This window comes from Prevotella falsenii DSM 22864 = JCM 15124 (genome assembly GCF_000613945.1).
Classification (GTDB): domain Bacteria; phylum Bacteroidota; class Bacteroidia; order Bacteroidales; family Bacteroidaceae; genus Prevotella; species Prevotella falsenii.
This window is the reverse complement of the sequence record NZ_BAJY01000003.1, coordinates 131,149-144,231: the sequence shown is the minus strand read 5'-3', so window position 1 is coordinate 144,231 and position 13,083 is coordinate 131,149. Positions and strand designations below refer to the sequence as shown.

Here is a 13,083-nt window from a genome sequence, read left to right as displayed (position 1 = left end):
ATTATCGTCATACTTCCTTACCGCTTTCGTTCGCTTGCCGACATCTGCGCAGCCATTACATCTCACCGTAGCCCACTACGCCTTCGATGAAATGCCGGCACAGCTGCTCGACAATCGAACAAAATCAGTAAAAGGCTCTAATGAACGATTGGGATTTAATAAAAAAGTAGGCGGAATTTTACCTTTACTTTGTAAAGATAATTCTGTTAAAAAGTGATATAATCGCTTTGGCGTTGCGAAACCGTAGGTTTTGCGATGTAAAACCTACGCTTTTACCGTGCAAAACCTACGGTTTTGGAATGCAAAACAATAGGTCTTGCAAAACGTTGATAATGAAAAGGTTACACAAAAGCCACTCTTGTGAAAAATGTTTACAGATTTCTCGCTTTCTTTCCGCTTATATTTAATGAATAAATGTTGCTGTACTTTAAGTTTTATCGCACAGCAATAAGCACAAATTCAATGACTCTGCACGGATAAATTATGCAGGTATGAGGAAGTTGATAACCTCTTTTTCTACCATCACCTTAAACGGACCGACAGGCGTTTTTGCCATCAGTCTGCCGTCTATGCCTATCAGTGTGCGTGGCTCTACGTGTATTGTAGCTTCTTGTGTGCGATAGGGGTGCACGCTTCTGTGGTTCAAGAACTTGCCGCGCAGAAAGAGATAAATGCCTTCGAAAAGCTGTGTAACTTCGGGGTGGTACACCACCGACACATCTAACAGTCCGTTATAAGGTACTGCGTTTGGCGTTTGTCCGTAGCCAAGGGCATTGCCTAAACAGACTGTCATAACCTTACGCTTTATTTCATCGGTATTTATTTTGATGTGCATGTGGAAGTCCATGCGTTGGAAAGCCAAGAGAATGAACGAGAAGATGAACGAAAGACTGCGCGAACCGAACAGGTTGCGCGTGCGGCGGCGAAGGTTCATGATGGTAGCGATAAGACCGATGTTGATGCAATTAAGGAAATAGCGATGGCAACCTTCGCCCTCTCGGTTTCTGTATCGAATGCAACCAAGGTCTATTTTGCGCACACGGCGTGCCTCCAACCATTCGATGGTCTGTTCAATATCGTCTTCATCGAAGCCCCAGAAATGAGCAAAGTCGTTCATAACACCATTAGGAATTACCCCCAATACGGTGCTTTCGCGCACCTCTTTCTTCTCTTGCATTAAGCAATTAACGGTGTCGTTGAGTGCCGAATCGCCACCGAAAATAATGATGGTGCGATAGCCGTTGCCTATCATCATACGGATAAGGCGGTCTACACCTGCCGAACTTTCGCTCTGAATCATGTCGAAATCAATGTTGCGTGCTTTAAGGCAACGTTCTACACGCTCCCAACGCTTTTGCGGACTGCTCAGCAATCCGCCTTTCGGGCAATAAAGTATGCCCCATTTGTTTTCGTCTACCATATATATTATCTCGTTTGAACCGTTTGTTATGCTTTTTCTATGAGTGTCTGAACGTATGCTATCTTCTCGTTTAATGGTGTAGCAGCGTCTATCCAGTGAATGCGAAACCCACGTCGTTCCATTCCTCTGAACCATGTCATTTGTCGTTTGGCAAACCGGTGAATGGCTATTTCCAAGTTACGGTACATTTCGTCGTAGGTTAATTTGCCGATAAGGTATTGCGTAACGAACTTATATTCCAAGCCGTAGTAAATAAGGTTGTCGGCAGGAATGCCCGAAGCGAGCAATGCCCGCACCTCATCGACCATACCTTCGTCCAATCTTGCCTTTAAACGGCGGCTGATTTTGCGGCGGCGTTCGTCGCGGTCGATGTCCACACCGACAATTATCGAATCCACGGCAGGCATCGAACGGTCGGGCGTAGGGTGTTCCTGCTCGTAGGTTTCTATTTCAATGGCACGAATGGCACGGTTGTTTGTATCAACATCGGTGCGGTTGTGCATTGCCGAATGGTTCTTTTCTTTCAGCGCAGAAAGAATTTCGGTAAGTTCGGCAAGCGACTTTCCTGCCAACGAAGCGCGCAGAGCGTCGTTCTGCGGAACCGGAGAAAGCGCATAACCCTTCAGTACTGCCTCGACGTAAAGCCCTGTTCCGCCACACAGTATAATGGGTTTTCCACGCTTGGAAATATCGGCATAGGCAGTTTGGAAATCCTGTTGATACCGGAAAAGATTGTATTTTGTGCCCGGTTCGGCAATGTCAATCAGGTGATAGGGCACTTTTATGCCGTTCACCTCATAGTCGGCAAGGTCTTTCCCCGTACCGATGTCCATACGGCGGTACACCTGACGGCTGTCGGCACTGATAATTTCTGCCCCCATTGTTGCAGCCAATGCAGTGGCAAACGTGGTTTTCCCACTCGCCGTTGGTCCTATTATCGTAAGCATCTTCTCCATTTATCGCACAAAAATAATAAAAAAAAGCCATTCGGCAATAAACCGAATGGCTTTTTAATATGTTTTCTTATGAAATCGGAAGATTAGCCATTAACTTTCGCCATGTGCTTAATCAACTCTACAACCTTGTGTGAGTAACCGATTTCGTTGTCGTACCAAGACACAACTTTTACGAATGTGTCTGTAAGAGCAATACCTGCTTTGGCATCGAAGATAGATGTGCGTGGGTCGCCGAGGAAGTCTGAAGAAACCACTGCATCTTCTGTGTAACCGAGAATGCCCTTCAATTCGCCTTCAGAAGCTTCTTTCATGGCAGCGCAAATTTCTTCGTACTTAGCGGGTTTAGCCAAGTTTACAGTGAGGTCTACTACAGAAACGTCCAATGTAGGAACGCGCATTGACATACCTGTGAGCTTGCCGTTGAGTTCAGGAATTACCTTGCCTACTGCCTTTGCAGCACCTGTTGAAGAAGGAATAATGTTGCCTGAAGCTGCACGACCGCCGCGCCAGTCTTTCAAAGAAGGACCGTCTACAGTTTTCTGTGTAGCTGTTGTAGAGTGAACGGTAGTCATCAAACCGTCTGTGATACCAAACTTATCGTTCAATACCTTAGCGATAGGAGCCAAGCAGTTTGTTGTGCAAGATGCGTTAGATACAAACTGAGTTCCCTTTACATATTTTTCGTGATTTACACCACAAACGAACATTGGAGTGTCGTCCTTTGAAGGAGCAGACATTACAACGTACTTAGCACCAGCATCGATGTGAGCTTGAGACTTTTCCTTTGTAAGGAAGAGGCCGGTAGACTCTACAACGTATTCAGCACCGATTTCGTCCCACTTCAAGTCAGCAGGGTTGCGCTCTGCAGTTACACGAATAACGTTACCGTTTACGATGAGCTGAGACTTTTCAACATCAGCTTCGATAGTGCCATTGAAAATACCGTGCATTGTGTCGTACTTCAACATGTAAGCAAGATAATCAACCGGGCAGAGGTCGTTAATACCAACTACAACTACGTCCTTAGCGTTTGCCTCTTCAAGACTTGCGCGGAATACGAAACGACCGATACGGCCAAATCCGTTAATACCAATTTTAATCATTTGTCTTTATTTAAAGTGAATACTATATTACCTATAAGTTTATTTTAAGAGAAAAGTAATATTTTTTATCTTTTCATATGCAAAGTTACAAAAAAAGTTCTTATATTTGCAACCGAAAAGAGTATTAAACATTATTAAATAAAGATGTGTCAGTAGGATAACTTGACTTATATTAATTGAAAAGGATTGTAGTTTTTCTTACAGCATCGAATAGAATTTTATTTTATGGCTTTTATTAAAGAGTTCAAAGAATTTGCCATGCGTGGTAACGTAATGGACATGGCTGTCGGTGTTATCATTGGCGGCGCGTTTGGAAAGATTGTGTCTTCATTGGTAGACGATGTTATGATGCCGATTATCGGTGTGCTGACAGGTGGTGTAGACTTCAGCAAAGTGAGCGTAATGGTAGGCGATGCTGAAGTAAAGTATGGTATGTTCATTCAGAACATCATCGACTTCCTCATCATCGCAGTTTGTATCTTTGCAATGATTAAGGGTATGAACAGCCTTTCAAAGAAGAAGGAAGAAGAACCGGCTGCGCCTGCAGAACCGTCTAACGAAGAAAAACTGCTTAGCGAAATTCGCGATTTGCTGAAGAACAAGTAATGGTTACAACCTCTTGAAAAGGTAAACTGAAACAATAAAGGTGCATCGTTTTCGATGCGCCTTTATTGTTTCGGTAGAATATAATTGACAGAGTTGATTTCCTTTTCATTGCTTAAGGCTGATGTCGAGAATGTCTTTGGTTCTGTAAATATAATTCTATTGGAAAACGGTAATTGCGTTTTGGCATTGCAAAAGCGTAGGTTTTGCGTTGTAAAACCTACGCTTTTATCGTGCAAAACAGCCACTTTTGAAATACGAAACAACTGTTTCTGTAATGCTTTGATAGTGAATTTGTTATACAATAGATATTCTTGTGAAAAATATTTACGGTTTTATGAACTTCCGTTCGTCCGTAAAATGGGTTATTCCCACAAAGATTTCTACTGCTTCTTCTTTATTTCTGTGATGTTTTATTCCCACTCGATGGTTGCGGGCGGCTTTGAAGAAATATCGTAGCAAACGCGGTTTACGCCTTTCACTTTATTGATGATTTCGTTTGAAACCTTTGCCATAAAGTCGTAAGGGAGTTGCGCCCAGTCGGCTGACATTGCATCGGTGCTGGTTACGGCACGCAAGGCAACAGGGTGTTCGTAGGTGCGTTCGTCGCCCATAACACCTACACTGCGGATTGTAGACAAAAGAACCGTACCTGCTTGCCATACTTTATCGTAAAGCACTTCGCCATCTTCGCAAACGTAGTTGTGCATGTTCTCGATGTAAATATCGTCAGCCTCTTGGAGGATACGTACTTTCTCGCGGGTAATATCGCCAAGAATGCGCACCGCCAAGCCCGGTCCGGGGAATGGGTGTCGCTTGATAAGGCGTTCGGGCATGCCCAATTCGTAGCCCACACGGCGCACTTCGTCTTTGAACAACCATTGCAACGGTTCGCAAAGCTTCAGGTTCATCTCCTTTGGCAAGCCGCCCACGTTGTGATGACTCTTAATTACCATTCCCGTAATGCTTAGACTTTCGATGCGGTCGGGGTAGATTGTGCCTTGTGCCAACCATTTGGCATCGGTTATTTTCTTAGCTTCGGCATTGAAAACTTCTACGAAATCGCGACCGATAATTTTGCGTTTCTGCTCCGGGTCGGTAACGCCGGCAAGGTCGGCAAAGAACTTCTCCGACGCATCAATACCGATAACGTTCAGTCCTAATCCCTCGTAAGCCTCCATTACTTTCGCAAATTCGTTCTTACGGAGCATGCCGTGGTCTACAAAGATGCAGGTAAGATTTTTCCCAATGGCACGATTAAGCAGGGTAGCACATACCGATGAATCGACGCCACCGGAAAGTCCGAGTATCACACGGTCGTTTCCTAACTGCTCTTTCAGTTCTTTCACGGTTGTTTCCACATACGAAGCCGGACTCCATTCTTGCTTGCTGCCGCAAATATCCACTACGAAATTCTTTAAAAGAGTTGTGCCTTGCAAGCTGTGGAACACCTCCGGGTGGAACTGAACTGCCCACAAAGGTTGTGTCGTAGAGGCGTAGGCGGCAAACTTTACATCGCTTGTCGAAGCTATAATCTTGCAGTCGGAAGGAATGGCGGTAATGGTATCGCCGTGGCTCATCCATACTTGCGAGTTCTTATCGAAGCCGCGGAACAACGGATTTTCCGTATCAACGGTTGCCAAGTTGGCGCGTCCGTACTCTCGGGTGCCTGTTTGTTCTACCTTTCCACCGTTCTTATGCGAGATGTATTGTGCTCCGTAGCAAATGCCAAGTACGGGTATTTTGCCCAAAAACCGACTTAAATCCACTTGGAACGCCTCAGGGTCGTGAACCGAATAGGGCGAACCTGAAAGGATAACGCCAATCACCGAAGGGTCGTCCTTGGGGAACTTGTTGTATGGAAGAATTTCACAGAACGTGTCTAATTCGCGCAAGCGGCGACCAATTAGCTGGGTTGTCTGTGATCCGAAATCCAAGATGATGATTTTTTGCATATTCTGATATGTTGTTGTTTTTCTGTTCTTTCGTTGTTGTTATTGCCTAATAGCCTAATTGTTGTGCAAAAGCGTCAGCTTCGGAGAGCGTGTCCAACTTGCCAACGTCCATGAGTTTAAGGTCGTTTTTCACCTTTCCGATGAAGTGTAAGTCCTTTGCATACTTCAAATAAAAGTCCATTATGGGAAACTTCTCGGGACATTCGTTCATCGTTTCAAATACTTTTCTGCCGACAACGTGTATTCCCGAAAAAGCAAAAAGCGTGTAGCCGTGTTGTTCGTTGGCGGTATTGCTGCCGTAAGGCTGCATAAAGGTAAGCCCATACAAGGCTTCGTAAGGCGTTTTTACTTCACCCGTGTCTGTGTTAGTCCAACCTACCAAGCGCATTTCTTTATCGAAAATAAGGTAACGCTTTGTTTTTCGTTGGCTCACAAGCAACACGGAATCAACCTTTTGCGTTGTTTCCGCTTCGCAAGCATAATCGTATAACGCTCGTAAGTGTACATTGCTTAGAATATCTACGTTGTGAATAAGCACAGGTTCGTTGGTATTGAAAAGCGATGCTGCTTTTTTTATCCCGCCTCCGGTATCGAGTAGCATTTCCGATTCGTCGGAAACACGAATGTCTGCGCCGAAATCGTTTTGCTGTAAGTATTCAATGATTTGATTGGCAAAGTGGTGCACGTTTACAACTATGTGTCGGCTGCCTGCCGCAACCAATTGTCTGACGACGTGTTCTATCAGCGGTTTGCCCCCAACCCTGACCAATGCTTTCGGCATTCTGTCGGTCAGAGGCTTTAAACGTGTGCCAAGTCCGGCGGCAAATATCATTGATTGCATTATCTACTGCTTTTAATGCGTGCAAATTTACTAATTAAATTTCAGACAACAAAGAAATAAACTTATAACCTTAAGGGTCGTTTTAAAGTATCACAGAAAGGAAATGTGTTCCTCTAAGTTTCTTTTGGGTTAGCTTCCAACACTTGTTCTATGCCTTGTTCTCGGTGCGTAATGTGCACTTCAATTCCATATTTTCGGTTTAAATATTCAGCTAAATGCTGGGCACAGTACACGGAACGGTGCTGTCCGCCCGTACAACCGAACGAGAACATAAGGTCGGTGAAACCACGTTGCATATAGCGTTCCACATGGTGCTCGGCGAGTTTGTAGACCGGACGAAGAAATTCAACGATTTCGCCGTCGTCTTCCAAGAAACGAATAACGGCATCGTCGAGTCCCGTTATCTTCTTGTAAGGTTCGTAACGACCGGGGTTGTGCGTACTGCGACAGTCGAAAACGTAACCGCCGCCGTTGCCCGAAGTGTCTTCAGGAATACCTTTTCTGAACGAAAAACTAAACACTCGCACCACCAAAGGGCCTTTTCCGTCGTACTTCGAGAAGGTTGCAGGACCGTCCAGTGGGTTTGCCCTGTACACATCTTTCTCGGCAACCTTGTAACCGTCGCTTCTGTTCCTTGCAGGTTGTTCGATATGAGCGAATTGTGGTAGCTGTGTCAGCTTTCGCAACATATCCAACATGTACGGATAAGGGAACACCTTTTCGCCCAAAGTCAATACATCGCGGAGGTTTTGAATGGCAGGCGGAATGGAATCGATAAAGTGTTTCTTGCGTTCAAAATAGCCGCGGAATCCGTATGCGCCCAACACTTGCAGCAAACGGAAGAGCACAAACAGCGAAAGACGGTTTACAAAGTGGCGTTTCGACGGCACTTCGGTAAAATGCTTCAGACTGTTATAATACTCGAAAACCAGTTCGCGACGCAGTTTGAACGAATATTTTGCACTTGCCTGCCACAGAAACGAAGCAAGGTCGTAGTAGTAAGGTCCTTTTCGTCCGCCTTGGAAATCAATGAATTGCGGCTTTCCGTCGGTATCAAGCATAATGTTGCGTGCTTGGAAATCGCGATAAAGAAAGGCATCTATCTTCTCCGATGTAAGGTCTTTTGCAAACATTCGGAAGTTAGCCTGTAACTTTAGCTCATGGAAATCAAGCTCTGTTGCCTTTAGGAAACAATATTTAAAGTAATTCAAATCGAAAAGAACGGTTTCTTCGTTAAACTCGGATTGCGGATAGCAATAGCTGTAATCCAACCCACGTGCACCGCGAAGTTGGAAGTTGGGCAGCTCTTTTATCGTTTTGTGCAACAATTCCTGCTCTGCAAGATTGTAACGACCGCCTGCCTCGCGTCCGCCCCGAATGGCATCGAAAAGCGATGTTACGCCCAAATCGGTTTGCAAATAGCGTGTTTCGTCTTTGGAAACAGCAAGAACGCGTGGCACGGGCAGCTGTCGTTGGGCGAAGTGTTTGGCAAGATAAATAAAGGCATGGTTCTCGTCCCGGCTCGTTCCGATAACGCCAATCACCGATTTTTCCTTATCGTCGGTAAAGCGATAGTATGTTCGGTTGCTGCCTGCACCGGCCATTTTTTCTATGTTTGCAGGAGCATTGCCTGCCCATTGTTTGTATAGTTCTACGAGTTTTTCCATTACTTTGTATCTTCCTTATCGTCGCTGTCGTCCTCGTTGCCGTCTTCTTCAAGCCCTTTTAAAATGTCGTCTGCCTGCTTTTCGCCTCGCTTTTTTAAGTCGTACTCGCGCAGAAAGCCGTCAATAAGCAACAAGATAACCATAATACCTGCAGTTATCCAAAAGTTCTTTGTAATATAATAGAGTCCTCCAATGATGATGAAGAACACCAGAAACATTTTCCAATTCACCTTTATCTTCATGCCACAAAGTTAATCAAAAGTTTTTAGATAAAGAGAAATGTCGTCAGAATATTGCTGTTTGCCGAAACTTAAAGCAAGGCTATCGACCTTAATTAGAGGGGTGAGAAAAGGCGAAAATATGTAAATATTTTTCGCAACAGTATCTTTTGTGTAACCATTTCATTATCAACGCTTTGCGAAACCTATTGTTTTGCGTTCCAAAACCGTAGGTTTTGCACGGTAAAAGCGTAGGTTTTACATCGCAAAACCTACGGTTTCGCAACGTCAAAACGCAATTATCACTTTTTAAGAGAATTATTTTTACAAAACCGGGGCAAAATTTAATCGTCAGTCTTTTGTATTATGGGAAAAACGTAAGTGTACTCGCAACGGTTTTGGGGTAAACCAAAAGAAAACTATTAGTGTTTGTTAAACTCTGCCAAAGTTGCAGACTTTTAAAAATAAATAGGTAAATTTGTCAGCTAAATGAACAATACAGAACTTCAACGCATAAAACAGCGTTACAACATAGTGGGCAATTGCAATGCGCTAAACCGAGCTTTAGACGTGTCATTGCAAGTTGCACCAACCGACCTATCCGTACTTATCGTTGGAGAAAGCGGTGTGGGCAAGGAAATCATTCCCCGTGTCATTCACGACAATTCACCACGAAAAAGGGAAAAATACTTTGCCATTAACTGCGGCTCCATACCCGAAGGAACGATTGACAGCGAACTCTTTGGACACGAAAAAGGCTCGTTCACGGGGGCAATCGGCGAAAGCGATGGCTATTTCGGCACTGCAAACAAGGGAACAATCTTCCTCGATGAAGTGGGCGAACTGCCTTTGGCAACACAAGCCAAGCTATTGCGCGTGTTGGAAACGGGTGAATACATTCGTGTGGGAGGGCAGGAAGTGCGCAAGACCGATGTGCGCATAGTGGCTGCAACCAACGTTAATATGCGCAAGGCGGTGAGCGAAGGCAAGTTCCGTGAAGACTTGTTTTACCGTCTGAACACCATTCCTGTTCAGATGCCGCCGCTTCGCGACCGTGGCGAAGATATTCTTTTATTGTTCAGGCTCTTTGCCATGCAAATGGCAGAGAAGTATCGCTTGCCCAAAATAACACTGACCGACGATGCAAAACAAATAATGTTGCACTACAAATGGCCGGGAAATGTGCGACAGCTGAAGAACATTACCGAGCAAATGTCGGTGCTGAGCGAGCAGCGAGAAATAACGGCAGACATGCTGACCGACTTTATTCCGCGCGACCCCGATAGCACACAGCTTGCCATTATAGAAAAAGGTGGAAAGCATAGCTACGAAAGCGAGCGCGACATTCTGTATCAAATACTCTACGAACTGCGTGGCAATGTGAGCGACCTGCGCCGCGATTTAAACACTGTTCGCAAGCAATTGGAAGAAACACGTGCACTGAACGGAGCGAGAGGATTCGAACCTTTGCCCGAGAAACATCACGATGCGATACCTGTTCCCGCTAAACACGCTGTTGCAGAAACACCTGCTTCCGACAATTTGATAGAATTTGCAGAAGCCGAAGAAATATCAGAACCCGAAGTTTTAAACCTCAGCGACGTAGGCAGACAAATGGTGGAGAAGGCTTTGGAACGCAACAACGGCAACCGAAAGAAGGCTGCACAAGAGTTAGGTATCAGCGACAGAACGCTTTACAGACGAATTAAGCAATATGGCTTGGATAGTAAATAAAACGAGAAAAATACACCTTATATATATAGTAGTGGCACTGATGTGTCTCACTGCCTGTTCGGTGAGCTACAAATTCAATGGTGCAAGCATTGATTACAGTAAGGTGCGCAGCATTCAGATAGCCGATTTTCCAATTCGTTCTGCCTATGTATGGGGACCAATGGCACCAATGTTCAACAACAAACTGAAAGATGTCTTTGCCAATCACACCCGCTTGGAGCAGGTGAAACGTAATGGCGACCTGAAGATTGAGGGCGAAATAACACAGTATCAACAACGCAACAAGAGTGTTTCGAGCGAGGGCTATTCGGCTCAAACCGAACTTTCTATCACCGTGAACGTACGTTTTACAAACAACAGCAACCATAAAGAAGATTTTGAAAGGCAGTTTACAGCATCTGCCAGCTACGATACCACAAGGAGTTTGAACTCTGTACAGGAAGAGTTGGTGGAGCAAATGGTGAAAGACCTTACCGAACAGATATTCAATGCAACCGTTGCCAACTGGTAAAACAATCGTTACAGCATCGTAAAGAAAACAATAATATGGACATAGCGCATTATTTTAATCACCCCGAAGACCTGAACAAGGAGACGTTATACGACCTCCGAAGTCTTATTGCGCTCTATCCGTTCTATCAGCCGGCACGAGTTTTGCTCCTGAAGAACCTGTTTCTGCTGCACGATTCTACCTTCGACGAGGAGTTGCGGCGCGCTGCCATCTACATCACCGACCGTAGAATACTCTTCGACCTTGTAGAGTCTGCTCATTATCAGCTACGCACATCAACTGCCCAAGAAGCTGTACCGGCTGCTCCGAAAGAAGAAACAGCCCGGAAAACAGAACCAAACAGAACCGTTTCGCTTATCGATAGCTTTCTCGAACAAATTCCGAAAGATGCCGAAGAGGCTGCGGACAGCAGGCGGAAGCCTACACCTGCCGACGCAACAGTAGACTATGTAGCCTTTCTAATGCAATCGGAAAAGCAGGAAAAGAAAGAAAAAGCTGTACCCGAATTGCGCGGACAAAGTTTGATAGACGACTTTATCCACAATGAAGGTGGAAAAATCGTCTTGCAGGAAGATACAGAATACGAACCCGAAACTGCAGAAGAAAACAGTGTAGAAGAAGCAGAAATAGAGGAAAATGGATATTTCACCGAAACTTTAGCACGAATTTACATAAAACAAGGCAGATATTCTAAGGCATTGGAAATAATTCAGCGATTAAATTTGGTATATCCGAAAAAAAATCGTTACTTTGCAGACCAAATCCGTTTTTTGGAGAAATTGATAATAAACAATAATAAAAAATAGCACAAGAAATGTATACGCTTTTAGTAGTACTTATCGTTATTGCAGCCATTCTTATGATTGGAGTAGTTCTAATTCAAGAGTCTAAAGGTGGCGGCCTATCGTCTAACTTCTCTTCTTCAAACGCTATTATGGGCGTTCGCAAGACAACTGACTTTATTGAAAAAGTAACTTGGGGTTGTGCAATCTTTATGGTTGTCATCAGCATTGCAGCTGCTTACGTTGCGCCACAGGCTGTAACAGAGCAAAGCGTAATTGAAAAAGCAGCAACAGAAGGTAGTGCTACAAATCCAAACAACTTGCCTAACTTCGGTGCAAGTCAGCAAAAGCAAGCCGCTCCGGCAGCACAAGGCGAAGCTGCTAAAGCTCCTGCAACTCCTGCCAAGTAATAAAACAAAATAAAAAGTATGGATTTTATTTGGGTAAAATAAATAAAATTCCTACCTTTGCACTCGCTTTTGAAAAGCAAACAAAAACATGGTGGGCGTAGTTCAGTTGGTTAGAGCGTCAGATTGTGGTTCTGAATGTCGTGGGTTCGAGTCCCACCGTCCACCCAAAGCGAACGAGGAATTTCAGCAATGATATTCCTCGTTCTGCATTTAATAAGGTAATTAAGAAGGAAGAAGTCGCTTTGTGCGACGCAACAAATTAAAAGAGAGGATACGAAAATGGCACATGGACACGATGTTCTCCACATGATGGAGGGCAACAGCTATAGCACAAAAGAAAGTTTAGTAAAAGCAATTGTTGATAAATTCGGCACGGAAGAGCGTTTCCACACTTGTTCCGCAGAAGGAATGACGGCTGAAGAACTTGTCGATTTCCTTGAAGAACGTGGAAAATTCATGCCTTCCAACAGCGACGAATTTACAGTAGATGCAAGCAAGATTTGCAATCATTAAACACAGTAACTATGATAAAGATATATGGAATGAAAACTTGCCCGGACTGTGTGGCAGTCGATGAGCAGGCAAAAGGCGACAGCCGATACGAAGTAATAGATATTGGCGAGCACGTTCGCTTTCTGAAAGAATTTCTACGCTTGCGCGATAACAATCCTGTTTTTGCAGAAGCACGTGCAAAAGGCTATGCGGGCATACCTTGCTTTGTGCTGGAAGACGGCACTGTAACACTGAATGCGGAAGACGCCGGCTTGCAAACGAACACGAACGAAGCACCGTCTTGCAATATAGATGGTAGTGGTTGTTAAGGAAAGAGAGTTGCTGAAAGGCAGCTCTCTTTTTGTTTATAAAGGGCAGAAAGAACAGGAAG

The 13,083-nt window shown here is 44.5% G+C and carries 15 protein-coding genes and 1 tRNA gene; 9 read left to right on the top strand and 7 right to left on the bottom strand.

Annotated elements, in window-relative coordinates; all coding sequences use genetic code 11:
- On the top strand, positions 1-217 hold a 217-nt coding region (locus tag JCM15124_RS16140; protein ID WP_198019111.1), incomplete at its 5' end, for a hypothetical protein.
- Positions 218-481: 264 nt separating this feature from the next.
- Here JCM15124_RS16140 and JCM15124_RS02400 read toward each other — a convergent pair.
- From JCM15124_RS02400 to gap, 3 genes are all read right to left on the bottom strand, one after another.
- Positions 482-1,420, bottom strand: a complete 939-nt coding sequence (locus tag JCM15124_RS02400; protein ID WP_024998145.1) for a diacylglycerol/lipid kinase family protein — start codon at positions 1,418-1,420, stop codon at positions 482-484.
- Between the two features lie 26 nt (positions 1,421-1,446).
- Positions 1,447-2,376 carry a tRNA (adenosine(37)-N6)-dimethylallyltransferase MiaA gene (gene miaA / locus JCM15124_RS02395; RefSeq protein ID WP_024998144.1) on the bottom strand — a complete coding sequence of 310 codons (930 nt, stop codon included), beginning with the start codon at positions 2,374-2,376 and terminating at the stop codon, positions 1,447-1,449.
- Positions 2,377-2,459: 83 nt separating this feature from the next.
- Positions 2,460-3,479 carry a type I glyceraldehyde-3-phosphate dehydrogenase gene (gene gap, locus JCM15124_RS02390; protein ID WP_024998143.1) on the bottom strand — a complete coding sequence of 340 codons (1,020 nt, stop codon included), beginning with the start codon at positions 3,477-3,479 and terminating at the stop codon, positions 2,460-2,462.
- A 225-nt stretch (positions 3,480-3,704) separates the two neighbouring features.
- Between gap and mscL the strand changes: the two genes are divergently transcribed.
- Positions 3,705-4,085: a large-conductance mechanosensitive channel protein MscL gene (gene mscL / locus JCM15124_RS02385; RefSeq protein WP_024998142.1), complete on the top strand. Its 381-nt coding sequence runs from the start codon at positions 3,705-3,707 to the stop codon at positions 4,083-4,085.
- A gap of 410 nt (positions 4,086-4,495) precedes the next feature.
- On the opposite strand, the gene guaA is transcribed toward mscL, so the two are convergent.
- The 4 genes from guaA to JCM15124_RS02365 form a co-directional block, all read right to left on the bottom strand.
- The gene (gene guaA, locus JCM15124_RS02380) at positions 4,496-6,037 is read right to left on the bottom strand and encodes a glutamine-hydrolyzing GMP synthase (RefSeq protein ID WP_024998141.1); all 1,542 of its coding nucleotides are present in this window, start codon (positions 6,035-6,037) and stop codon (positions 4,496-4,498) included.
- Positions 6,038-6,083: 46 nt separating this feature from the next.
- A complete protein-coding gene (locus JCM15124_RS02375) occupies positions 6,084-6,878 on the bottom strand; it encodes a nucleotidyltransferase family protein (RefSeq protein WP_024998140.1) in 795 nt (264 codons plus the stop codon).
- A 113-nt stretch (positions 6,879-6,991) separates the two neighbouring features.
- Positions 6,992-8,545 carry a RapZ C-terminal domain-containing protein gene (locus JCM15124_RS02370; protein ID WP_024998139.1) on the bottom strand — a complete coding sequence of 518 codons (1,554 nt, stop codon included), beginning with the start codon at positions 8,543-8,545 and terminating at the stop codon, positions 6,992-6,994.
- Positions 8,545-8,787, bottom strand: coding sequence for a hypothetical protein (locus tag JCM15124_RS02365; RefSeq protein ID WP_024998138.1), 243 nt, complete (start codon positions 8,785-8,787; stop codon positions 8,545-8,547). The genes JCM15124_RS02370 and JCM15124_RS02365 overlap by 1 nt, the downstream gene beginning before the upstream one ends.
- 465 nt (positions 8,788-9,252) lie before the next feature.
- On the opposite strand from JCM15124_RS02365, the gene JCM15124_RS02360 reads away from it, so the two are divergent.
- From JCM15124_RS02360 to JCM15124_RS02330, 7 genes are all read left to right on the top strand, one after another.
- A complete protein-coding gene (locus JCM15124_RS02360; RefSeq protein WP_024998137.1) occupies positions 9,253-10,497 on the top strand; it encodes a sigma-54 interaction domain-containing protein in 1,245 nt (414 codons plus the stop codon).
- Positions 10,478-11,008 (top strand): LptE family protein, encoded by a 531-nt coding sequence (locus JCM15124_RS02355; protein ID WP_024998136.1) that lies wholly within the window; start codon positions 10,478-10,480, stop codon positions 11,006-11,008. Before JCM15124_RS02360 ends, JCM15124_RS02355 begins: the two co-directional genes overlap by 20 nt.
- 35 nt (positions 11,009-11,043) lie before the next feature.
- Positions 11,044-11,814, top strand: coding sequence for a DUF8458 domain-containing protein (locus JCM15124_RS02350; protein WP_024998135.1), 771 nt, complete (start codon positions 11,044-11,046; stop codon positions 11,812-11,814).
- Positions 11,815-11,822: 8 nt separating this feature from the next.
- The gene (secG, locus tag JCM15124_RS02345; RefSeq protein ID WP_024998134.1) at positions 11,823-12,200 is read left to right on the top strand and encodes a preprotein translocase subunit SecG; all 378 of its coding nucleotides are present in this window, start codon (positions 11,823-11,825) and stop codon (positions 12,198-12,200) included.
- A gap of 91 nt (positions 12,201-12,291) precedes the next feature.
- Positions 12,292-12,365 (top strand) — tRNA-His (locus JCM15124_RS02340).
- 114 nt (positions 12,366-12,479) lie between these two features.
- On the top strand, positions 12,480-12,713 hold the full coding sequence (locus JCM15124_RS02335; protein ID WP_024998133.1) for a YecH family metal-binding protein: 234 nt from the start codon (positions 12,480-12,482) through the stop codon (positions 12,711-12,713).
- An 11-nt stretch (positions 12,714-12,724) separates the two neighbouring features.
- A complete protein-coding gene (locus tag JCM15124_RS02330; RefSeq protein ID WP_024998132.1) occupies positions 12,725-13,021 on the top strand; it encodes a hypothetical protein in 297 nt (98 codons plus the stop codon).
- The last annotated feature ends 62 nt before the right edge of the window (positions 13,022-13,083 follow it).